This window comes from Noviherbaspirillum sp., assembly GCF_035254685.1.
Lineage (GTDB): Bacteria > Pseudomonadota > Gammaproteobacteria > Burkholderiales > Burkholderiaceae_D > Noviherbaspirillum.
Genome location: NZ_DATFAI010000035.1, coordinates 1 through 21,853 on the forward strand (window position 1 = coordinate 1; position 21,853 = coordinate 21,853).

Sequence of the window (21,853 nt, forward strand, 5' to 3'; positions counted from 1 at the left end):
ATCGAGCGTCACCGGCAGCTTCGGCGCGCGTGGATCCACCCCCAGCGCGCGGCAGCGCAGCCACGACTGCACCACCACCGGCCGCACCGCCGTCTCGTCCACCTGCCCCGTCTCGACAAACTGCCGCCACGCAGCAGCGACACTCACCAGAAATCGTTCGCTCGCCACTTCTCACCCTCCCAGCGGTGTCAGGAATGAATTGCCTTGCCGTATGCCGCCAGAGTTGCTTCATGCAGCATCTCCGACAGTGTTGGATGTGGGAAGACGGTATGCGCCAATTCTGCTTCCGTCGTCTCAAGTGTCTTGCCGATGGAATAGCCATGAATCAGTTCGGTCACCTCGGCGCCAGCCATATGCGCGCCAAGGAGTTCTCCGGTTTTTGCATCGAAAACCGTTTTAATCAATCCCTCCGGTTCGCCGAGTGCGATCGCTTTTCCATTGCCAGCAAAAGGAAAGCGGCCAACCTTGATCTGGTAGCCGCGCTCGACTGCCATCGCCTCTGTTAAGCCGATGCTTGCCACCTGGGGACGACTGTAGGTACAGCCCGGAATCCGGGTCCTGTCCAACGCGTGAATGCCTTTGACGCCAGCGATGCGTTCGACGCAAAGAATGCCTTCGTGGCTCGCCTTGTGCGCCAGCCAAGGTGCGCTCGCGACATCGCCGATCGCGTACACGCCCGGCTCGCCGGTGCGGCACCATTCATCGGTGACGATGTGCGTTCCCTCGACCTGCACGCCTGACCCTTCCAGACCGAGGTTTTCGACATTGCCGACGATGCCCACGGCCGCAATTACCCGATCCGCCTCTACCGTGAGCTTCTGCCCGGCCACATCCAGTTTGGCAACGACGCCATCCGCCTTCTTCTCGAGCGACTGCACGCTTGCAGAAGTCAGGATTTTCATCCCCTGGCGCTCGAACGACTTGCGCGAAAATTCAGAGATCTCCGCGTCTTCGACCGGAAGGATGCGATCGCGCACTTCAACGACGGTGACTTCGGCACCCAGCGAGCGGTAAAAGCTCGCGAACTCGATGCCAATGGCCCCAGAGCCGACGACGAGCAAGGACTTCGGCATCCGGTCCGGCGTCATCGCTTCCTTGTAGCTCCAGACCAGCTTGCCGTCCGGTTCAACAGGTGCCATGGCCCTTGCCCGCGCACCGGTAGCGAGGATGATGTGCGTCGCGCCGATGTCAAGCGCGCCATTTTTCTGGGTGATATGTAACTTGCCGGCGCCAGCAAGCCGCGCATGCCCTTCAAGCACCTGAACCTTGTTTTTCTTGAGCAGATGCCTGACCCCGGCATTGAGCTGCGCCGCGACCTTCCGCGAGCGCTCGACGATCTTTTGCAGATCGAATCCGCTGTCCCCTACATGCAGGCCGTAGTCTGTCGCGTGCCTGATGTGATCAAGAATTTCCGCTGAGCGCAGCAGAGCCTTGGTGGGAATGCATCCCCAGTTGAGGCAGATGCCTCCCAGATGTTCGCGCTCGACCAGCACCGTACGAAAACCAAGTTGCGCCGCGCGTATCGCAGCGACATAGCCGCCTGGCCCGCCGCCGACGACCGCGATGTCGAATTGTTCCTGTGCCATTCCGGTTCCTTTACACCAGCAAGCCCATCGGCTTTTCGATCAATGCCTTGAAGGCGGCCAGGAATTCGGCACCTACTGCGCCATCGACGACGCGATGATCAACCGACAGCGTGCAGCTCATCACCGTGGCCGGTACAACCGCGCCGTCCCTGACTACCGGGCGCTGCTCTCCAGCGCCGACCGCGAGAATGCAGGCCTGCGGCGGGTTGATGATGGCCGCAAATTCCTTAATGCCGTACATGCCAAGATTGGAGATTGAGAACCCTCCGCCCTGGTACTCATCTGGACGCAGCTTGCCCTGGCGCGCGCGTTCCGCGAGATCCTTCACGTCGCCGGAAATCGTGCCGAGGCTCTTCGTATCGGCATTGCGGACTACCGGTGTGATCAGGCCGTTCGGCGTTGCCACTGCGACCGAAACATCAACCGAGCGATAACGACGGATGGCGGTATCGGTCCAGGAAGCATTGGCCGCTGGCACCTTCTTCAGTGCAACCGCGACAGCACGGACGACGAAGTCGTTGACGGAGACCTTGACGTCTGGCAGTGATCCGTTGATCTGCTTGCGCAAGGCGAGCAGCTCGTCGATCTGGCAGTCGATCGTCAGATAGAAGTGCGGAACCTGCTGCTTCGACTCCGACAGGCGCTGTGCGATCACGCGACGCATCGAGGAATGCGGGATCTCTTCATAATCCGGGGCGAGGGGCGCGGGCGCCGCCACATCACGGGCTGGTTTCGGTGCCGGTTGTTCAGGCGACGCGATGGCCGCGCCCTGATGCGTGGCGGCGACGGCCGCCTCGATATCACGCTTGACGATGCGCCCGTTCGGGCCGGAACCTTCGATATGTGCAAGGTCCACGTCGTGGATCAGAGCGAGATTTCTTGCCAGCGGGCTGGCGAAGAGCCGTCCGCCTTTTTCCCCGGCATTCTGGTTCCCGCTTGTGGCCAGAGCGACGGTGGCTGGCGCGCTTTCAACAGCCGCTTTTTGCGGTGCACTGCCGCCAGCGAGCAGGGCGGGCATGGCCTCGCCGGGCGTGAGTATGATGCCTATGGGTGCGCCGACTGCCACGGTCGCGCCGTCCGGCACAAACCGCTTGCCCAGCACGCCATCGGCCTCCGCTTCCAGTTCCAGAAGGGCTTTGTCGGATTCGATCTCGGCGACCACTTCCCCTTTCTTGACGCTGTCGCCTTCGTTCTTTGCCCAGCGCGCCAGCACCGCCTCGGTCATTGAGGTCGACACGGTTGGCATGATGATTTCAGTTGCCACGTTTTCTCCTTACTGTCACGCGATGTTTGCATTTGCCGCTTGCGCTTCGCCGGCCGTGACCGGACGGCCCATGTCGGCCATCATCCTGGCGAACCCCTTGCGAACTTCCTCCGCGCCGACAAAGGCAGCGCGCTCGAGTACCTTGGATACAGACGGCGATGCTTCCCCGCCATGAATTCGCTGCACAGGCTGGTCGAGATAATCGAAGAAGCGCCGCTGGATTTCGTCGGTGACCATTGCACCGTAGGACACGGTCAGCGGACTTTGCTCCAGCACCACGATATTGTTGGTCTTGCGGACGCTTTCGCCGATTGTTTCCCAGTCGAGTCCGGCACGGTCGAGCGAGCGCAGGTCAATGATTTCGGCATCGACTCCCATTTCCTCGGCGACCTGGAGCGCGAGCGGGGTCATCGCTAGATAGGTAAGCACAGTGAAGGCGGAACCCTTGCGCACCACCTTGGCCTTGCCGAGCGGGATGTAATAGTCAGAATCCTCTTTCGGTCCCGGGCCGGTTGTGTTGTAGAGATCGGTATGTTCGATGACAAGTACGGGATCCTCGCACTTGAGTGCGCTGTTCATCAGCCCGACGTAGTCGAACGGGGTGCTGGGCGCGACGATGCGCCATCCCGGCCACATCGCATACAGACCCGCTGGATCCATCGAGTGCTGCGAGCCATACCCTGTGCCTATTGCACACTTCGTGCGGAGCACGAAGGGCACGGCCGAATCGCCACCGAACATGTGACGGGCCTTGCCAATCTGGTTGAACAACTGGTCTGCGGCGACCAGCGCGAAATCGGAATACATCAGTTCCACTACCGGACGATACGAGCCTTCCACGGCAACGCCTCCCGCAAGACCGGCAAAACCCTGCTCGGCGATGGGAGTGGGAATGATGCGGTCCGGGAAGCGATCAGCCAAACCCTTGGTCGCACCGTTTGTTCCACCCTTGAGTCGGTGGATATCTTCGCCCATGCAGAAGATGCGCTCATCGGTTTCCATGCGTCGCGCCATGACCTTGGCGACCGCATCGATGAACTTCATGTTCTCGACCGGGCCAGTGGCGGTTTCCAGTTCCTCGAATCGCACGCCGGCGAATTCGGAGAGGTCACCGCGCAGGCCCTGGTCACGGAATTCCGGCTTCGGCCAGAGCTCCGGACGGATGCGTCGTTTCGAGCCTTCACCTTCTGTCAGACGCGTGACGATTTCCTGCATCGCGTCGACGCAATGCTGGCGAATGGTCTTGTTTTCTTCCTCTGTCAGCCACTTGAGCTTGACCATCTGCTGCACGGTGCGCTCGATTGGATCCTTGCTGGTCCACGAAGACTCCTCGTCCTTGCTGCGGTAGCCGAACGCGCTGCCGGGAATTGAACCGCCATGATGGAAATAGCGATAGACCATCGCCTCGATGATCGCTGGCCCCTTGCCGGAGCGCATGTGCTCGAGCGCCATTTGGGAGGCATGTAGCACGGCCATCGGATCCATGCCGTCGACGCGGTAAGCGGGGATGCCATAGGCGCCGCCGCGCGAGGACAGGCGTGTTTCCCGCGTTTCCTCCGCCAGGGTCGTGGACACGGCGTAACCGTTGTTCTCAACGAAGAAGCAGATCGGCAGATTCCAGAGTGCGGCAAGATTCATTGATTCGGGCACGGCACCGATGTTCATGGCGCCATCACCAAAGAAGGTGAAGGTGACTTCACCCTTGTTACGTCGCTTCTGCGCCCATGCCAGGCCATTGGCAATCGGCACCCCGCCGCCGACGATCGCGTTGGTTCCCATCGCGCCAGCCTCGACCCAACGCAGGTGCATGGATCCGCCACGGCCGCGGCAGAATCCATCGGCAAGGCCGAGGATCTCCGCCAACGTGCGGTAAAGGAAAGTCTTGACGTTTTCCGGGAGCGCGGTCTTGCGCGGATCGAATTCGGGCGAGTCGATGTGCCGCATCCCCTTGACGAGAAACTGATGATGACCCCGATGCGAACCCGTGATCATGTCGTCGGAATTGAGCAGCATAATCGATCCGACGGCACCACCCTCCTGACCAATACTGGAGTGCGCCGGGCCGTGAACGAGCCCGGCCTTCTCGAGATTCAGCACCGCCTCCTCGAAGGCGCGGACAACGTGCAGGTAATACAGTATGCGCAGCAGATTCGCCTGTCCGGCGTTTCTCCAGTCCTGCGGCGTCGACGCCACTTCGAGCCAAGGCTCGGCATATTGAATGTTGGTGGTAGTAGGCATTCTTATTCCTTTGTTTGAGTACGGGAGCGACCGGCCAACGCCCCTTCCTATCGGCAGTCCCTTAAGTACGACGGACCAGACTTGGCAAGATGCATGCCACATGCAGATGGTCCTGTAACTGCCTGATATTTGGCTCTTCCTGCATTTGATATGGCGTTTCGCACGCCGTGAGACGCGATACACGTCTCATGCTGCGACTGGCTTCGCATTCGTCCATGGCGCGTGCGACCGAGGGCACAGCGATGCGCGCGGTGTTACGGCCATCAGTCTCCGCACTATTCGTCTGAACTCTCTGCAACCCGGATGGACAAATCTGGCCGGTTTCGCGGCTGTCGTTGCATGACGAATGCGAATTTTCTGTGCGTTCTCGCCAAATGAGATGTGCGTCGCAAGGTGCGACGTGCATTTCAGTGCGACAGCACGTCTCTCATTTTTCTCGACTAGAAAATCGATAAAAAACAGTGACTTGAGCGCCGATTTTTCGCTGGTACGCTTATTGCAAAAATGTGTCGCGAGAGTGGCCGTGCGACGAAGGGGGACGCCCTGCGATGCGGTCTCTAGACAAGTCCCGATCGGATGTGACGCGGGTCATATCACCAAATAATGGAGGAAACAAAGGATGAAACAGGCGCTCCTGAAGACAATCTTGTTCGGGCTGCCGGTGGTGCTTCGACGCATGGCGAAGAAGCATCCCGGGTTCAGGCAGGAAATGAAGCGGCACAATTGCGTGGTACAGATCAAGCTGAAGGATGACAGCATTGGCCGTTACTACTCTTTTCAGAACGGGAAGCTGACTTCGGGGACCGGCGTGCATCCCAAACCGGACGTCTGTCTGATCTTCAAGGATCTGAAAACAGCACTGTCGTTCCTGAGGCCGAAACCGGATCAGGGAGAAATTCTGAATGCGGCAAAGAATTTCAGGGTCATGGTGATCGGCAGGGACGAGCTGTCGGTCTGGTTTATGCAGTTGATGAACCGGATCCAGACCGAAGGCCTGGAGATCGGTACGAAGATGCCAGACGGGTCGGTGCGTTATACAACCAATACCAACGGTGGCACGATGTTCGTCTATGTGAAGGATGGGAAAATCCTCCGCATGACGCCAATCGAGCTCGACGAAACCGACGCGCCGTCGTGGACGATCAACGCACGCGGCAAGTCCTTTACGCCCCGTCGCAAATCGACCCTCAGCCCGCATGCTTCGGGTCTCAAATCCATGGTGTACTCCGACAAGCGTCTGTTGTATCCAATGAAGCGCGTCGACTTTGACCCGAAGGGGGAACGCAACCCGCAAAATCGTGGTATTTCAGGCTACGAGCGCATCAGCTGGGATGAGGCGCTCGACATCGTGTCCAGCGAAATCAGTCGCATGAAGACCGAACATGGCCCGGGCGCGATCGCTATCCCGATGCCGTCCCACCACCAGTGGGGGAACATTGGTTACTACCTCAGTGCGCTGCTCCGGTTTGGCAATCTGATCGGCTTTACCCGCGTGGCGCCGAACCCTGATAGCTGGGAAGGCTGGTACTGGGGCGCCATGCATCATTTCGGCAGCTCGCTTCGCCTCGGCATTCCGAGCTTCTATGGGACAGTTGAGGACTGCCTGAAGGAAACGCAGCAGATCGTGTTCTGGTCGAGCGACCCAGAATCCACCAACGGTCTCTATGCCGGTTTCGAGGGAACACAGCGGCGCTTGTGGGCCAAGGAACTTGGTATTGAATTCGTCCACATCGACCCGCACCTCAATCCTACTGCGCAGCTCCTGGGAGGGAAGTGGATCTCCATCCGGCCGGCGACGGACGCGGCACTCGCACAGGGCATCATGCATGTGTGGCTCACCGAGAATTTGTACGACAAGGACTACGTCGCGAAACGCACCACCGGCTTCGAGGAATGGCGCGACTACCTCCTCGGCAAGACCGACGGTGTGGTCAAGACGCCGGAATGGCAGGAAGGCGAAACCGGTGTTCCCGCCCATGTTTGCCGCGCGCTGGCACGTTCCTGGGGCAAGAAGAAAACTTATCTTTCCGCCGGCGGCCTTGGTGCAGGCTGGGGCGGTGCCTGCCGTTCTGCGACCGGTTCGCAATGGGCACGCTGCATGATCCTCATGATGGCCATGCAGGGTTGGGGCAAGCCAGGCGTCAACTTCGGTAATCTGCAATTTGGCGCACCGCTGGATTACGAGTTCTACTTCCCCGGCTATGCGGAAGGCGGCATCTCCGGCGAAATCGCTTTCACCGCGTCGGGCATCAACAATTACCAGCGGATGCCGCATCTGATCACCATGAATCCGGTCAAGCAGATGATTCCGCGCCAGCGTCTGCCCGAGGCTATCCTCAATGGCAAGTCCACCGGCTACATGTGGGATGGCTCGTCGATGGAGGCCCAGTTCGCGCCGTTCGAATACCCGATGCCAGGCTATTCGAAGATTCATATGATCTACCGTTACGGCGGGTCCACGTTCGGCACCATCGCAAACTCGACCCGCTTCGAGAAGTCCTACCGTGACCCATCAATTGAATGCGTGGTGAACCAGTCGATCTGGTTCGAGGGCGATGCGCGCTACGCCGACATTATCCTCCCGGCCTGCACCTCGTTCGAACGCTATGACATTAGTGAATGGGCCAATTGCGCTGGTTACATTCATCATAACAACTCGCAACTGAATCACCGCATGGTCACGATGCAGCACAAGTGCATCGAGCCGCTGGGCGAGTCGAAGTCGGACTACCAGATCTACCTCGAGATTCTGCAACGCCTCGGTCTGGGCGCCATGTTCTCTGAAGGCTGCAGCGAGCTGGACTGGTGCAAGCGGATTTTTGACTCGACCGACCTGCCGAAGTACATCAGCTGGAAGGAATTCGTCAAGAAGGGCTACTACGTGGTTCCGGCCGAGCCGGAAAAAACGCGCACCCCTGTGTCGATGCGCTGGTATGCGGAAGACCGCCACAAGGACATTCCGGAACCGCACCCGTTGCCGTCGCAGTTCACCGGAGAATTCGGCAAGGGCCTGGAAACGCAGTCTGGCAAGCTCGAATTCGTCTCGTCCTCGCTCCAGCGCGGGCAACCGGACAATCCGGAACGTCCGGCGCTCAACCGCTATATCCCGGCATGGGAGGGCCCGCACAGCAAGGAACTGTTCGACAAGTATCCGTTGCAGATGATCTCGACCCATCCGCGCTACAGCTTCCACACCTATGGCGACGGCAAGGACAGCGCCATGAACGACATCGAGGATCATCGTTTCTTCGTTGACGGCTACTACTACTGGGTCATGAAGATCAATCCCGAGGATGCGCGCCAGAGAGGTATCAAGCATCGGGATCTGATCCGTGTCTTCAACGACCGCGGCTCGGTGATTTTTGTGGCTGATGTCTCCCCGCTGGTCGGAGGCGGGATCATGAAGACCTTTGAGTCGAATGCCGATTTTGATCCGGTCCCATCCGCAGGGCCGGAGGGCTTCTCCGACAGATCGGGTTGCGCCAACGTTCTGACCCCGCCGCGCCCGCAGCAGCAGCGGACGGAAGGCATGGCCGCGAACTCATGCCTGGTGGAGATGGAAGTGTGGACGCCGCCGCCTGGCCTCGTCAGCAAGGTGCAGGTCAAGGGCATGGCGCCAGCGAACTCGCGCCCAACCGGCAAGCAGACTGCCGCGGCGTGACAGACGTCGTCGGCAAGCATTGAGTCAACGAACGATTACGAACAGGAAGGGTGACTTTCGTGAAAAAGTGGAACCTGATTATTGATGTGGCCAAGTGCGAGAACTGCAACAACTGCATGTTGACCACGCGTGACGAACACGTCGGCAACGATTTTCCGGGCTATGCTGCCCCACAGCCGGTGCATGGGCATTACTGGATCAAGGTGGAGCGCAAGGTGCGTGGCGAGGGTGCAATGGTGGACGCCGCCTATCGCCCGACAACCTGTAACCAATGCGACAACGCACCGTGCATTGCGAAGGCGGGCGACGGCTCGGTGTACAAACGGCCCGACGGGGTCGTGATCATCGATCCGGTGAAGGCGAAGGGGCGGCGCGACATCGTCGGATCCTGCCCCTATGGCGCGATCTGGTGGAACGAGGAGCTGCAGCTGCCGCAGAAGTGGATCTTCGACGCTCACCTGCTGGACCAGGGCTGGAAACAGCCGCGCTGCGTGCAGTCCTGCCCGACCGGCGTCTTCAAGGCAGTGTGTATCGAGGATGAGGAAATGCAGGAGATCGTGAAAAAGGACAAGCTGGAGGTGCTGCGTCCGGATCTCAAGACCAAGCCGCGGGTGTATTACCGCAACCTGTACCGCTATAACAAATGCTTCATCGGCGGCACTGTGGTTGCGGAAGTCAAAGGCCTGATCGAAAGCATTCCAGGTGCCGAAGTAACGCTGAAGCGCAACAAGGTAAGCATCGCATCGCTCCAGACAGATGCATTCGGCGATTTCAAGTTCGACCAGCTCGATCCGAACAGCGGCGACTATCAGGTGGAGATTTCGCATCCGACGCTGGGCACAGCGGTAGTGAATGTCAGCCTGGCAGAAAGCCTGTATATAGGTACGATCAAGGTGGGCCAGAAGGGCGGCGGCGTGTTCAATATTGCTACTAACCGGAAAGAGCTCACGCCGGCTAGCTAAGCATCAGCATTGCGTGTTGCGTTTCGGTTGCCGGCATTCCTCTCACTGAAGAAATGCCGGCGAAGGGCGCGTGGCAATGCGCGATGTACGCTGACAAAACAGAACCGTGCGCACGGCGAGGATATCATGGGGGGTTATCTGAAAAATGGCATCTGGCAGACAGCTGCTCCGCCGCTGGTCAATGCACAGGGTGAATTCGTACGTAGTGAGTCGCAATTTCGCGGCTGGATTACCGACGATGGAAGTGGCGATTTCGAGCCGGAAGCAGGGCGTTACCATCTCTACGTTTCCTACGCGTGCCCATGGGCACATCGTACACTCCTCGTTCGCGCACTCAAGGGCCTGGAAGACATCATTTCAGCGTCTGTCGTAGATCCAGTATGTGGTGAGAACGGATGGATGTTCTCCTCTTATCCCGGCGCCACGATCGATCATGTCAACGGCCTAGCGGCGCTGCACGAACTCTACACGCTAAATCGGAGCGATTACACAGGACGCGTCACGGTGCCAGTTCTCTGGGACAAGCGCACCGGACGGATCGTGAGCAACGAGTCGTCGGACATCATTCGTATGCTCAATGGCGCGTTCACCGACTTCCAGCGTCATTCCGTAGATTTCCGTCCGACGTCATTGAATAGTGAAATCGACGCCATGAACGATTTCATCTATCGGCATGTGAACAACGGGGTGTATCAATGTGGCTTCGCGACGACGCAACCCGCATATAACGAGGCCGTGGCCTCACTGTTTGATGCACTCGACATACTGGAAGATCGCTTGTCTTCTTCCCGCTACCTGATGGGAGACTTCATTGCGGAGCCAGACTTACGGTTGTTTCCGACCCTGGTTCGTTTTGATTGCGTGTACTTCATTCATTTCAAATGCTGCCTCAGGCGGATCACGGAGTATCCGAATCTCGCGAATTACCTGAAGGATATGTATCAAGTACCAGGTGTGGCGGGCACCGTCAATATGGACCATATGAAGCGCCATTATTACCTTAGCCATCCCCATCTGAACCCAGCGGGGATCATTCCGGTTGGACCCACTTTCGACCTGTCTGCTCCACATAATCGACATCATTTTTTCTAAGGCGAGTTTTTTATGCCAGATAGTTCAAAAAATATGGGCAATGTGCATTCTGGCGTGGGCGACCTGCAAGGCGTCACCTCGGAAAGGAACGGCCTGCCTGGCCTGCGAGGAACCGACCATATCGGCTTTACTGTGCCAGATTTGCAGGAAGCGACGGATTTCTTTGTCGACGTCATCGGATGCGAAGCGTTCTATGATCTGGGGCCATTTCAGGCTAAAGACGACTGGATGCAGACGCATCTGAACGTGCACAAGGAAACCATCATGCGCAAGCTCCGGTTTTTCCGCTGTGCGCACGGCTCGAATTTCGAAGTCTTCGAATACGAGGCGCCAGACCAGAGGCGTGAGCAGCCAAGAAACAGTGATGTCGGCGGCCACCATCTGGCCTTCTATGTCGACGATATGGATGCTGCAGTTTCCTACCTGCGTGCCAAAGGCGTGCAAATTCTTGGCGAGCCAACAGTACGCGCAGCCGGCCCTAGCGGAGGCCAGTCCTGGGTCTACTTTCTGACACCATGGGGCATGCAACTTGAGCTGGTGAGTTATCCGCAAGGGAAAGCATACGGACGTGATACCGAGCGGAGGCTATGGCACCCGCGTTTCCCCGAGAAGTAAAGGTTGGAAGTCAACCAGAAACGAAATGCACGAAGGGCACGAAGAGAACCTGGCTCGGCTGTTATGGGTTTTCTCTCGTGCTGTTTTTTTGGGCGCATTTCACTCTTCATCGAGAGACCGATCTGCGCTCCGACAGCGCGCTCTACTGTCTCAAAGACGCTGGTCGCAAACAATTCTCGAAACGGGATTCGCAGACTGCGACAGATGTATGAGACAAGTATCGGCGAAGTCGCAGTCCGAGAAGCGAGCTCCGACGGAATAGCTTGATAAGGCGTTGATTTCAATGCGCATTGTCGGCAGGAACTCCGTTGGCACAATCCTTGATATCTATCGTGTTGTTTGGCTCATCCGGTTTGCGTTCATCGCAACTGCCACGCCGAGGACATCATGCAGGAGGAGAATTCGGTCCGTCCGCGCAGGTCAACTTGAAGCATATCCGGATTTTTATAAACTCGATAAGGAGGAAGACTACCATGAGTGATAAGCATGATCTGCCTAAGCGCTCCAGCCCGGAACGCAGACGCGTTATCAAAACGATTGGCGCGGTCGCCGTGGCAGGGATGATGCCCGTCGCATTCGCGAAATCTCCGCGCAAGGTGAAAATCGGTTTCGTGACACCACTGACAGGGCCGCTCGCACCCTTCGGTGAGGCAGACAAATTTGTCATCGACGCCATGCACCAGGCACTGAAGGATGGTGTTATGGTCGGCGGGCAGCGCTATCCGGTCGAAATCATCGTCAAGAACAGCGAGTCCAACACGAACAAGGCCGGTGAGGTGGCCGCTAATCTGATCCTGAAGGACAAGATCGATCTCATGTTGGTGGCCGCCGCACCCGAGACCACTAATCCCGTTGCGGATCAATGCGAACTCAATGGCGTTCCATGCATCTCAACCGTCTCGCCGTGGCAACCGTGGCTCTTTGGACGCGGAAGCAACCCGCAAACCGGCTTTGAGTGGACATATCACTTCTTCTGGGGTCTCGAAGACGTGATCGACACCTATATGGATATGTGGAAAACGGCCAAGACTAACAACGTCATCGGCGGCCTGTTCCCTAACGATACCGATGGCAATGCCTGGGGCGATGCCAAGTTCGGATTCCCGCCGGCGATCAACAAGGCTGGCTTCAAACTGAAAGATCCGGGCCGTTACCAGGTGCTGAACGCCGACTTTAGCGCCCAGATCGCTGCATACAAGAGTGCGGGTTGTGAGATCGTGGTCGGCAACATGATTCCGCCCGACGTCAAGACCTTCTGGACGCAAGCCAAGCAGCAGGGCTTCAAGCCGAAGGTGGTGTCTATCGGTAAGGGCCTGCTGTTCCCGGCGTCCGTGGAAGCCATGGGAGATCTCGCAGAGGGTCTGACGACCGAAGTCTGGTGGACCCCCTATCATCCGTTCAAGTCGTCGCTAACCGGCGCAACTACGGCACAACTCGCCGAATCATATGAGGCCGCGACCAAGAAGCAATGGACCCAACCGCTTGGGTTTTCCCATGCACTGTTTGAGGTCGCTGTCGACGTGCTGAAACGTACCAAGGATATCGACGACAAAGCGAGCATCCGCAACGCAATTGCCACGACTAACCTCAATACCATTGTCGGTAACGTTGCCTGGGGCAAGGGCCCAATCAAGAATGTCGCCAAGACGGCGCTCGTGGGCGGCCAGTGGGTGAAGGGCAAGAAGTTCAAGTATGACCTCGTCATTGTTGACAACAAGCTCGCTCCGCACATTCAACCCAACGGGAAGTTGAAACTGATTTCCTGATCCAATCCGCCGGGGCGTGGGTCGCCCCGGCAGCAGAATCATTAGCATTACAAGGGGGAGCGGCCCATGGGGGCAATTCTTGCACTGGACAATGTGAGCAAGTCATACGGTGCGCTCAGGGTGACCAATGATCTCAGTTTCTCGCTCGACCAAGGAGAGACATTGGGCATCCTCGGGCCGAACGGCGCTGGCAAGACCACGTTATTTAATCTGATCAGTGGCGACGTGCGTGCGGATGCCGGTCGCATTCATTTCCGCAACAGCGACATTACTTCACTCCGACCGCACCAGCGCTGCAGGATGGGTATTGGCAGGTCCTACCAAATTCCGCAGCCGTTCGGCGGTATGACGGTCTTCGAGAACCTGTTGGTTGGCGCGACATTCGGTGGGGGCATGTCGGAAGACGAGGCTGACCCGTTATGCATTGAGACGCTGGAGAAGACTGGTCTCATCAAGAAGGCGAACCAGCTTGCCGGTTCTCTAACGCTTCTGGATCGCAAACGTCTCGAATTGGCACGGGCACTGGCCACCCAGCCGTCGGTGCTTCTCCTGGACGAGATCGCCGGCGGCCTGACCGAGCATGAGGCAGTTGAACTGGTCGCGCTGATCAAGGAAATCAAGTCGTTTGGCGTGTCCATGATCTGGATCGAGCACGTGGTACACGCACTTCTCGCGGTTGCGGACCGCCTCCTCGTTGTCAACTTCGGATCCAAGCTTGCTGAAGGCGAGCCGGAGGCCGTCATGAATAACCCGGAAGTAAAACGTGTCTATATGGGAATCGAAGTATGAACCCGTTATTGTCGACAAATGGCCTGGAAGCCTACTACGGCGACTTCCAGGCATTGTTCGGTATTGATTTTGACATCATGCCGCAAGAAATTGTTGCCATCATCGGCGCGAACGGTGCTGGGAAATCGACCTTCCTCAAGACCATTACCGGCCTCTTGAAAGCCCAGTCGGCGAAGGTCATGTTCAAGGGATACCCCATCGGCGGGCAAGCACCTCATCGCATTGTGGCCGAGGGATTGGCAATGGTGCCCGAGGGGCGGCGGCTTTTTCCAAGCCTGTCGGTGGAAGAAAACCTTCTCATGGGGCAGTTCACCAAGCGCCACGGGCCGTGGAACCTGGAACAGGTCTACCTGTTGTTCCCGATCCTCAAGGCGAAAAGGAATGTGCCAGGAACATCTCTCTCTGGCGGGCAGCAGCAGATGGTTGCCATTGGCAGGGCACTAATGAGCAATCCGGATTTGCTGATTTGCGATGAGATTTCCCTAGGCCTGGCGCCCGCAGTGATCAAGGAGATTTACGAGGCACTGGGAACGATCGTGCAGAACGGCCTGACAGCAATCATCGTGGAACAGGACATCGGGATGGCAAAGCGGGTGTCGCAGCGGCTGTACTGTTTCCAGGAGGGTAGGGTTTCTCTACAGGGCAGGTCGGACGAGTTAAGCCATGAGCAGATTTCCCATGCCTATTTTGGCGTTTAGTGATTCTGGTATGAGGAGGACAGATCATGACAGTTTGGATTGATGCCGTGCTGCAGGGCATTCTGATTGGCGGGCTTTACGCCATGTTTGCCATGGGCCTGGCGCTTATGTTCGGCATCATGCGCATGGTGAATGTTGCACATGGCGACATGGTGATTCTGATGGCCTTTCTGGGGTTCGGGCTGACGGACGCATTAGGGCTTCACCCCTTTGTCGCGATGATTGTCGTCGTGCCGATTGCATTCTGCTTCGGCTATATTCTCCAGCGCGTCGTGCTGAACAAGACGATCAGCAAGGACCCATTGCGGTCCCTGGTCGTGACCTTCGGTATTTCCATCGTGATTCAAAATCTGCTGCTCGAGTTCTATTCCGCCGATACGCGTGCGATTACCTCGGGCGGGCTGGAATCGCAAAGCGTTCAACTGACGGCGAATCTCGCTGCGGGCGTCTTGCCGCTCATTACCTTCGGGTTTGCAGTGCTTCTGACCTTGGGATTGCAGCTGTTGTTTGGGAATACTTCCATCGGACGTGCATTCCGCGCCACCTCGGATGATCCTGGTGCTGCCTCGCTGATGGGCGTGAATAACTCCCACGTGTACGCATTCGCGACCGCAATCGCCGTCGGTATCCTGGGCGTTGCCGGCGTCTTCCACGGCATGCGCACTACTTTCGCTCCCACCGACGGGCCGGCACAACTGATCTATGCCTTCGAGGCGGTCATCATCGGCGGAATGGGTTCATTCTGGGGCACGCTGGCCGGCGGTGTGCTGCTGGGCGTGACGCAGGCGATCGGCGCACGCGTTGATCCGGGATGGAGCGTACTTTTCGGTCACGTGATGTTCGTGATGGTTCTGTTGTTCCGGCCAAATGGCTTTTTCCCGAAGATGCGCTAAGGCGCAAGGAAGAGGATGAAATGAATACCTTGGCAAAGCAGGCAGTTATTACCGTGGACGCAACTCCCAAGTCCGACTATAGCGTGGAGCGCTCGACATGGCTCGGGATCGCGACCATGGTCTTCTTCGCGGTATCGCTTGGATTTTCGATTTCGATGCCGTTCTGGGCTGATGCAAGCTATCTGCGGCTCCTGTCCGAACTCGCATGCTACTTCGTGATGGCGCAAATGTGGAACTTGCTCGCCGGGTACGGCGGATTGGTGTCCATCGGACAGCAGGCATACATTGGCATCGGCGGCTACGCACTTATCGTTCTGGCGAACTTCGCCGGAATCAACCCCTTTGCCGCTGTCCTGTTGTGCGGTGTGTTCGCGGCGCTGTTCGCCGTGCCGGTGTCGCAGGTCGTATTCCGGCTCCCCGGCGCCGCATTCGCTATCGGGACATGGGCGGTAGCCGAAATTTTCCGGCTGCTGGTGGCGAATATGACGGTACTGGGCGGAGGATCAGGAGCAAGCCTTACAGCACTCAAAGGGATTGAACGCGCAACGCGAGAATCCATGACGTTCTGGCTAGCGATTTCTGCATCGTATGCCTCCGTGCTTCTCGTGTATCTGCTGCTTCGGTCCAGGTACGGCCTGGCGCTTACCGCCTTGCGGGATGCAGAGGTGGCTGCACAAAGCCAGGGAATCGACGTAAAGCGTACGAAGTTCCTGGTATACCTCGTTTCTGCCTTTGGTTTCGGCATTAGCGGTGGGCTCTACTTCCTGTCGAATCTTCGTATTTCGCCTGACGCAGCCTTTGGAGTGTCGTGGTCACCGCTGATCATCTTTATGGTGATCATCGGCGGAGTGGGAACGATCGAAGGGCCCCTGCTTGGTGCAGTACTGTTTTTTATTCTGTCGAAGGTCTTTGAAGATTACGGAACATGGTATTTAACGGCTTTGGGTTTGATGGCTATTGTGGTAACAATCTGGTTCCCGGAAGGTTTATGGGGCTTCATCGCCAAGCGATTTGATCTTCACTTGTTTCCCGTGCAGCGTCGGCTGCGCCTTCTCAGGAATACGCAGATTCGCTAGATCATCGAGTAACGCGAATGAAGACGTAGTGGCCGTCGCAAAGCGCGACAGTTCAAGCTTGTCCCCGCCCTGATGAAAAAGTCTCCTCCTATATTTTCCTTATCGTTAAGGATGGAAAAATATAGGATTCAGGGTTTTGCCCGCCTTGGCGGGCTTTTTTGTTTTTTGCCTCCCCTATGACGCACTCGAGCTGAGCCCTACGAGTCAATGACTTAGTATTATCAGGACATCTGCTTGCCGCTTCGCTTGTGAGGGGCCAGCCAGATATTCTTCGGTGAATTGCCACCCCGAAGCCACGAGCCGACCTTTCGCAGGGCTATGACCGTGACGCCCACCATGAGCAGAACCGAAACAAGGATGCCCGAAAGCGTGACGATAAGGGTGAGGGCAATACATGTCACGACGGCGCTCGCTGCAAGCTTCCATCGCCACCACGGCCCCAGCAATGCTCTCATTACATCGGCCACGTTTGGCCGGGATGCTACTCGCTCGTGATCGACAACTTCCCATTCTGCTTTTTCCGTCATTTCGTTCTCTGTCATCTACAGGGCATATTCACAGACGTCATTCTAAGGGCGGGCAGACCATCAGAAAAAGAGTGACGAACCGAGGAATTAGTTCGTAAAAACGGAAGCCTCGATAGCAGTACTGCTTGTTGCTGAGCGAGCACTCGCAGGCGATTGGCGCTGTGAGCGGTCGGCACTCGCCGAGCGAGCGAGATAAGCAGCGAAAGTCAGCCGATATACTTTCTGATCGACATTATAAGAATAATGTCATATTAAAACGTTTGAAAGTTGGAAAGTAGAGGTATTCCGTTGTAATATCAATTACCTTTCTGACTTTCTACGCCATGAACGCCCCTGAATTCAACGAAAAACAGCTGCTTGCCGACATCGACCAGCTGCGTGGCCAATTTCCCCAGACCCAGGACCTGTACCGCGAAGTCTGCATCCTGCTGTTCTTCCGCTACGGCGTGACACCGACAACCAACAAGTTATACCAACTGGTGCGCAAAGGCAGCATGAGTGCACCGGCAGAAGCGCTGGGGCGTTTCTGGGAAGACTTACGCGACAAGAGCCGCGTGCGGATCGAACATCCCGATTTGCCGGAATCGCTCAAGACGGCTGCCGGCGAACTGGTGGCGCAGCTCTGGTCTTCGGCCCAGGCTGCCGCGCAGGAAGGTCTGGCGGAGTTGCGCGGCGATGCTCAGATTCAGGTGGCGGAAGCCCGGCAACTGCAGGCGGTGGCGGAAGCCGATCGAGACGCAATACGGGCTTCCCATGCGCTGGTCAGTCAGACCCTGGAGCAGGCGCACGCCCGCATCGGGGAACTGGAGCAAGCGCTTGCCGCGCGCGAGGCAACGATCGCCGCGCTGGAGGGCCAGTTGCAGAATGCCCGCGGCGAAAACACCGGCTTGCTGCAGAAACTTGAAGAGGCACGGCGCGATTTCAGCACGGAGCTGGAAAAGCTGCGCGCCGCGGCGAGCCTGGCCGAAGAACGCTATCGGGCATCGGAGGCGAGGGCGCTCATGGAGATCGACCGCGAGCGCACCGCCGCCGCGAGGCTGCAGAAGGAGCTCGATGCGACCCGTAAAACCGCCGAGCAGCAGGCGGAACGTCAACGCGTCGAAACGTCGACGCTCAACCAGCAGCTGGGTGATTTCCGGCAAAGGGTGGGGGAGCTCGAGGGCAACCTGAAGGAAGTCACTACAAACCGCGACCTGGTGTCAGACGAGCTGAAGACGGTGCGCAATCTCCTGAACGACAAGCATGCTCATGCGACCCGCATGGAAAACGAAGCGATCGAGTTGAGGGTGCAGCTGGACCAGGCGCAACGGAAGTTGGAAGATCTGGCCAAGGTAGCGAAGCCGGTACGGCAGCGCAAACCAAAGCCCGTGTAACTGGGACCTGTCGGTCGCCGTTAAGGAAAATGCGTGGTGTAGTGGGTGTATGAGCATGGCATCCGCTTTGCCGCCGCCGGACCACTGCGTGTCAATTGCGAGAATCTTCGCGACAGAATGCCAGCACACTTTCCGGCACAGTCCAACGCGGCAGTAAGATCAGACGGAGAGCCTAGGGTGCCCGGCCTGATCGCATAAGGCTATTACGATCCAGTTCAGGACTGCGCCTTCCAGTTGATCTTGTGACGCTCCTCCGTTTCGCAGTGTCGGGCATCATCAGAGGAATGCAGATAACCGCTGGTGGTGGTCAGTGATTCATGCCCGAGGTTGTCCCGCACATGGCGCAGGTCGACATCACTGTTCGCCATATGAGATCCGGCCGTATGCCTTAACCAGTGCGCCGACGCCGCTTCGACGCGAACGGCAAGCGGTTCGAACTCTGCACCTCGCGTGCGCAGGCGAGCCGCGGTGTCCTGGAACACCTGCTTCACGACGCCATGCACTGCGCCCCGCGTCATTTGACGCCGTTGCATCCCGATCGGGAGCAACAGCGGGATGTCTTCCGCCTGCGCAGGGAAGGGCGGAAGCGTTTTTTCCCGCCGATAGCGGGCCAGCTCGACCATCAGCTCATTGGTGGCCGGGATGAGGCGCGTCTTGTCACCCTTGCCGGTGATCTCCAGCCACCAGCGTTCCTGGCCGTCCTTGTCGCGCCGGCAAAAAAACCCTCCCATGGTATTCCCGACAACTTCGGAAATGCGCAATCCACAGAGATAGAGCAGTGAAAACAGCCACCGCATTCGCAGATAGTGTTCGCGCTCGCGATCTGTTTCCCTGGGCATGAGGTCGATCGTCAACTTCACTTCATTCCACAGGTCTTCGTCGAGGTAGCGCGTGACCCGCGGCATCGCTTTCCTTGTCCGCTGGCGCGACAGCGACAACGGGTTCCCGGCGAGATAGCCGGCATTGACGAGCCACGAGAACAGGGTATTGAGAATGATGAATGCCTGACGCTGGCTCGACTGGGAAAGCGCACCAGCGAACGGGCGCCATTCGGGATGTGCCCGCCCGAACTTGCGTCCATCGCGCATCACCCAGCGCGCGGCCGGCTGCGGGTCGGCAAGGAAATGCCGGTACGCGAGCAAGTCTTCGTGCGTGAGCGAGGAAAACGGCTTCTGCAGTTGGATCGTCGACCACAACAAGAGCCGCTCGGCTTCCTTGCGGTAGTTGTCGAACGTGGTTTTTGTATCGACAAAGCGCGCGAGCCAAGCTTTGAGCGCATCGATGTCATTCGTGGCGGCGATTTGCGGACGGTTCCCGCTCGCACGGTTGGTTCCGTCCCGGCCATCGATGTCAGGAGAAATGGCGAGAGTTTCAATCGGGGCCAGGGAACTGGTGAGGGAGGAATTGCGCAAGTTGATGCTCATTCGGGGCAGCGGCAATGCGGGAACTGGTTCGACATTATAGGTCTGCCGCGCTATCTCTCAATCCACATATGCGCCCTTCGTGAATGGAATCGGCTGATCGCGAATGTGCTTGATCGAGCAGGCTCCACCATGTGCGGCTTGCTGCATAGCGAAACAGGGCACGTCCATATGCGCCTATCAAAATGCGTAGCGAGCAGGCCGAGCCTGGATCGGGTTGCTCCGTAGCATTTTGATAGGCACTTTCATCCTCGTCGAGGGAAGTCTTGGTGATTGGTGCAACCGGAGAGACAGCTGCGAGTTCCAGCTTGTCACTGAGCATCCGAGCAATGAATGGCAACTCGACTGAAGTCATTTGTCATTTGCAAACAAGTGGCACAAATCACAAGTTTTGTTGCCTTTCTGACCTTTTTCGGGTCAAGCACAGGTCGGCAATATGCGTCCTTGATGCATGTCAAAAATAAGAAATGAGGTCATATTTTCGGGTAATATTTCTGCACCCGGCGCGGATCATTCTTATAACGAGCAGGCAAAAGCACTGCTCACACCATGCGCCGTATAACGGGGGAGACAGGCTGAGTGATGGATTCGTGTGTCGCACGTTTTCTTTGATGTGCAGCACGACCAGGGGGATTTCAGCGCGCTCCGAAAACCAAACCCCCACTTGTTCATCACTTATCCAAGAGACTATGGCACTCAGTATCTTTCCTTCTGTGACTCCAGCCGACTCTGTGTTGTCAGACTATGACCTGTGTCGGACGTCCGATATTGAAGAGGCGCGTTCAGTTGGCGAGCGTATCTTTTGCAAGAATGCCATCTATTCGAAAGATCCTCAGTTCAATACCCGCGTCAACTATCGGCATGCGGGCAGCTTGGGCGTGGGACGCATGACTTATGGCGGCGAGACCATCATCGCTCCGGATGTGCTGGAATCGTTCTCACTGATCCAGGTCCCGATCAGGGGACGCGAATTTATCGAGTCCGACGGCAAGCGCGCCGTGTTCGAGTCCGATCAGGGCGTGGTGCTGAATGCGCACGCCAGCACGCGCATTCAGCACATGGGAGGCACCGAGAAAATCATCATCCGAGTCGATAATGAGGTGGTCAGGCGGCAGTGCCAGCAGCATCTGGGCCGCACCTTGCAGAAGGATGTCGAATTCAAGATGGAAATGGCTCTCGATACGCCCGACGGCCGCAGCCTAGTCCAGATGATGGCGTGGATGTGCGATGTCCTGTCGACGACGGACAAGCTGTCGCCGTTGTTGAGCACCCAACTCGAATCCACGTTCGTGGGCATGCTGTTGAATTGCCAGCCCAACAACTACAGTGCGGAATTGTGCGAAGACAAAGGACACTCCCTCGCGCCGTCCTTCGTCAAACGCATCGAGCAGTACATTGAAGAGCATGCCCATGAGCCGATATCGGTGGGCGATCTGGCAGAACATGCCGGCGTCAGCACCCGGACTCTGTTCTCGGGTTTTCGCCGCTTCCGCAATATCTCGCCGATGCATTACCTGAAGGAAGTTCGCTTGCGTCGGGTGCATGACGAACTCCTGCAGGCCCAGGCGTCCAGCGGGACCGTGACTGCCATCGCATTCCGCTGGGGCTTCAGTCATCTGGGCCACTTCACGACCGATTACAAGCGCCGCTTCGGCGAAACGCCGTCCGAGACATTGACGCGCTCCTGATACGCCATATCTCGCTGATGCCTTACTCGAAAGAAGCTCGCTTGCGCCACCTGCAGGCGAGCTTCTGCCGGCACCACTTTTTTCAGTGGCGTCATGACTGCCATCACCTGCCACTGACTCTTCAGCCATCCAGGCCACTTCATAACCGACGATAAGCGTGGCTTCGGTGAAATTCCTCCGAAACATCGATGCGTTCCTGACCGC

Annotated in this window: 17 protein-coding genes; 11 read left to right on the forward strand and 6 right to left on the reverse strand. The window is 57.6% G+C overall.

Annotation, left to right across the window (positions count from 1 at the left end; translation table 11 throughout):
- Positions 1–188 precede the first annotated feature (188 nt).
- The 3 genes from lpdA to VJ698_RS15400 are packed head-to-tail and all read right to left on the reverse strand — an operon-like array spanning position 189 to position 5,088.
- A complete protein-coding gene (gene lpdA, locus VJ698_RS15390; RefSeq protein ID WP_324103664.1) occupies positions 189–1,586 on the reverse strand; it encodes a dihydrolipoyl dehydrogenase in 1,398 nt (465 codons plus the stop codon).
- A gap of 10 nt (positions 1,587–1,596) precedes the next feature.
- Positions 1,597–2,850 carry a pyruvate dehydrogenase complex dihydrolipoamide acetyltransferase gene (locus tag VJ698_RS15395; protein WP_324103665.1) on the reverse strand — a complete coding sequence of 418 codons (1,254 nt, stop codon included), beginning with the start codon at positions 2,848–2,850 and terminating at the stop codon, positions 1,597–1,599.
- Positions 2,851–2,865: 15 nt separating this feature from the next.
- A complete protein-coding gene (locus VJ698_RS15400; RefSeq protein WP_324103666.1) occupies positions 2,866–5,088 on the reverse strand; it encodes an alpha-ketoacid dehydrogenase subunit alpha/beta in 2,223 nt (740 codons plus the stop codon).
- Positions 5,089–5,707: 619 nt separating this feature from the next.
- On the opposite strand from VJ698_RS15400, the gene VJ698_RS15405 reads away from it, so the two are divergent.
- The 9 genes from VJ698_RS15405 to VJ698_RS15445 all read left to right on the forward strand — a co-directional run bounded on the left by VJ698_RS15405 (position 5,708) and on the right by VJ698_RS15445 (position 16,640).
- Positions 5,708–8,749, forward strand: coding sequence for a molybdopterin-dependent oxidoreductase (locus VJ698_RS15405; protein ID WP_324103667.1), 3,042 nt, complete (start codon positions 5,708–5,710; stop codon positions 8,747–8,749).
- A gap of 59 nt (positions 8,750–8,808) precedes the next feature.
- Complete coding sequence (locus VJ698_RS15410) at positions 8,809–9,711, forward strand: 4Fe-4S dicluster domain-containing protein (RefSeq protein WP_324103668.1); 903 nt, start codon at positions 8,809–8,811, stop codon at positions 9,709–9,711.
- Positions 9,712–9,837: 126 nt separating this feature from the next.
- Positions 9,838–10,803: a glutathione S-transferase family protein gene (locus VJ698_RS15415; protein WP_324103669.1), complete on the forward strand. Its 966-nt coding sequence runs from the start codon at positions 9,838–9,840 to the stop codon at positions 10,801–10,803.
- A 12-nt stretch (positions 10,804–10,815) separates the two neighbouring features.
- Positions 10,816–11,418 carry a VOC family protein gene (locus tag VJ698_RS15420; protein WP_324103670.1) on the forward strand — a complete coding sequence of 201 codons (603 nt, stop codon included), beginning with the start codon at positions 10,816–10,818 and terminating at the stop codon, positions 11,416–11,418.
- Between the two features lie 473 nt (positions 11,419–11,891).
- Positions 11,892–13,184, forward strand: a complete 1,293-nt coding sequence (locus tag VJ698_RS15425; RefSeq protein ID WP_324103671.1) for an ABC transporter substrate-binding protein — start codon at positions 11,892–11,894, stop codon at positions 13,182–13,184.
- A 66-nt stretch (positions 13,185–13,250) separates the two neighbouring features.
- Positions 13,251–13,973, forward strand: coding sequence for an ABC transporter ATP-binding protein (locus VJ698_RS15430; protein WP_324103672.1), 723 nt, complete (start codon positions 13,251–13,253; stop codon positions 13,971–13,973).
- Complete coding sequence (locus VJ698_RS15435) at positions 13,970–14,671, forward strand: ABC transporter ATP-binding protein (protein WP_324103673.1); 702 nt, start codon at positions 13,970–13,972, stop codon at positions 14,669–14,671. Before VJ698_RS15430 ends, VJ698_RS15435 begins: the two co-directional genes overlap by 4 nt.
- A 26-nt stretch (positions 14,672–14,697) precedes the next feature.
- Positions 14,698–15,564, forward strand: a complete 867-nt coding sequence (locus VJ698_RS15440; protein ID WP_324103674.1) for a branched-chain amino acid ABC transporter permease — start codon at positions 14,698–14,700, stop codon at positions 15,562–15,564.
- 20 nt (positions 15,565–15,584) lie between these two features.
- Positions 15,585–16,640: a branched-chain amino acid ABC transporter permease gene (locus tag VJ698_RS15445; RefSeq protein ID WP_324103675.1), complete on the forward strand. Its 1,056-nt coding sequence runs from the start codon at positions 15,585–15,587 to the stop codon at positions 16,638–16,640.
- 221 nt (positions 16,641–16,861) lie between these two features.
- Here the strand turns inward: VJ698_RS15445 and VJ698_RS15450 are convergent, their stop codons facing one another.
- Positions 16,862–17,167 (reverse strand): hypothetical protein, encoded by a 306-nt coding sequence (locus tag VJ698_RS15450; RefSeq protein WP_324103676.1) that lies wholly within the window; start codon positions 17,165–17,167, stop codon positions 16,862–16,864.
- A 323-nt stretch (positions 17,168–17,490) separates the two neighbouring features.
- On the opposite strand from VJ698_RS15450, the gene VJ698_RS15455 reads away from it, so the two are divergent.
- A complete protein-coding gene (locus VJ698_RS15455) occupies positions 17,491–18,540 on the forward strand; it encodes a DNA-binding protein (RefSeq protein ID WP_324103677.1) in 1,050 nt (349 codons plus the stop codon).
- Positions 18,541–18,755: 215 nt separating this feature from the next.
- Here the strand turns inward: VJ698_RS15455 and VJ698_RS15460 are convergent, their stop codons facing one another.
- Together VJ698_RS15460 and VJ698_RS15465 are read right to left on the reverse strand one after the other, a co-directional pair.
- Positions 18,756–19,964, reverse strand: a complete 1,209-nt coding sequence (locus VJ698_RS15460; RefSeq protein ID WP_324103678.1) for a tyrosine-type recombinase/integrase — start codon at positions 19,962–19,964, stop codon at positions 18,756–18,758.
- A 34-nt stretch (positions 19,965–19,998) separates the two neighbouring features.
- On the reverse strand, positions 19,999–20,316 hold the full coding sequence (locus VJ698_RS15465; RefSeq protein WP_324103679.1) for a hypothetical protein: 318 nt from the start codon (positions 20,314–20,316) through the stop codon (positions 19,999–20,001).
- A 334-nt stretch (positions 20,317–20,650) separates the two neighbouring features.
- Here VJ698_RS15465 and VJ698_RS15470 point away from each other — a divergent pair, with 334 nt between their 5' ends.
- Entirely contained in the window at positions 20,651–21,649 is a 999-nt protein-coding gene (locus VJ698_RS15470) for an AraC family transcriptional regulator (protein ID WP_324103768.1), read from the forward strand.
- Positions 21,650–21,853 lie beyond the last annotated feature (204 nt).

What these genes read in the sequence shown, in the direction of transcription:
- VJ698_RS15405 (WP_324103667.1), top strand. Translation starts at nt 5,708, where the DNA reads ATGAAACAGGCGCTCCTGAAGACAATCTTGTTCGGGCTGCCGGTGGTG.
- VJ698_RS15465 (WP_324103679.1), bottom strand. Translation starts at nt 20,316, where the DNA reads ATGACTTCAGTCGAGTTGCCATTCATTGCTCGGATGCTCAGTGACAAG.
- VJ698_RS15400 (WP_324103666.1), bottom strand. Translation starts at nt 5,088, where the DNA reads ATGCCTACTACCACCAACATTCAATATGCCGAGCCTTGGCTCGAAGTG.
- VJ698_RS15470 (WP_324103768.1), top strand. Translation starts at nt 20,651, where the DNA reads ATGGCACTCAGTATCTTTCCTTCTGTGACTCCAGCCGACTCTGTGTTG.
- VJ698_RS15450 (WP_324103676.1), bottom strand. Translation starts at nt 17,167, where the DNA reads ATGACGGAAAAAGCAGAATGGGAAGTTGTCGATCACGAGCGAGTAGCA.
- VJ698_RS15445 (WP_324103675.1), top strand. Translation starts at nt 15,585, where the DNA reads ATGAATACCTTGGCAAAGCAGGCAGTTATTACCGTGGACGCAACTCCC.
- VJ698_RS15430 (WP_324103672.1), top strand. Translation starts at nt 13,251, where the DNA reads ATGGGGGCAATTCTTGCACTGGACAATGTGAGCAAGTCATACGGTGCG.
- VJ698_RS15420 (WP_324103670.1), top strand. Translation starts at nt 10,816, where the DNA reads ATGCCAGATAGTTCAAAAAATATGGGCAATGTGCATTCTGGCGTGGGC.
- VJ698_RS15440 (WP_324103674.1), top strand. Translation starts at nt 14,698, where the DNA reads ATGACAGTTTGGATTGATGCCGTGCTGCAGGGCATTCTGATTGGCGGG.
- VJ698_RS15455 (WP_324103677.1), top strand. Translation starts at nt 17,491, where the DNA reads ATGAACGCCCCTGAATTCAACGAAAAACAGCTGCTTGCCGACATCGAC.
- VJ698_RS15415 (WP_324103669.1), top strand. Translation starts at nt 9,838, where the DNA reads ATGGGGGGTTATCTGAAAAATGGCATCTGGCAGACAGCTGCTCCGCCG.
- VJ698_RS15460 (WP_324103678.1), bottom strand. Translation starts at nt 19,964, where the DNA reads ATGAGCATCAACTTGCGCAATTCCTCCCTCACCAGTTCCCTGGCCCCG.
- VJ698_RS15425 (WP_324103671.1), top strand. Translation starts at nt 11,892, where the DNA reads ATGAGTGATAAGCATGATCTGCCTAAGCGCTCCAGCCCGGAACGCAGA.
- VJ698_RS15435 (WP_324103673.1), top strand. Translation starts at nt 13,970, where the DNA reads ATGAACCCGTTATTGTCGACAAATGGCCTGGAAGCCTACTACGGCGAC.
- lpdA (WP_324103664.1), bottom strand. Translation starts at nt 1,586, where the DNA reads ATGGCACAGGAACAATTCGACATCGCGGTCGTCGGCGGCGGGCCAGGC.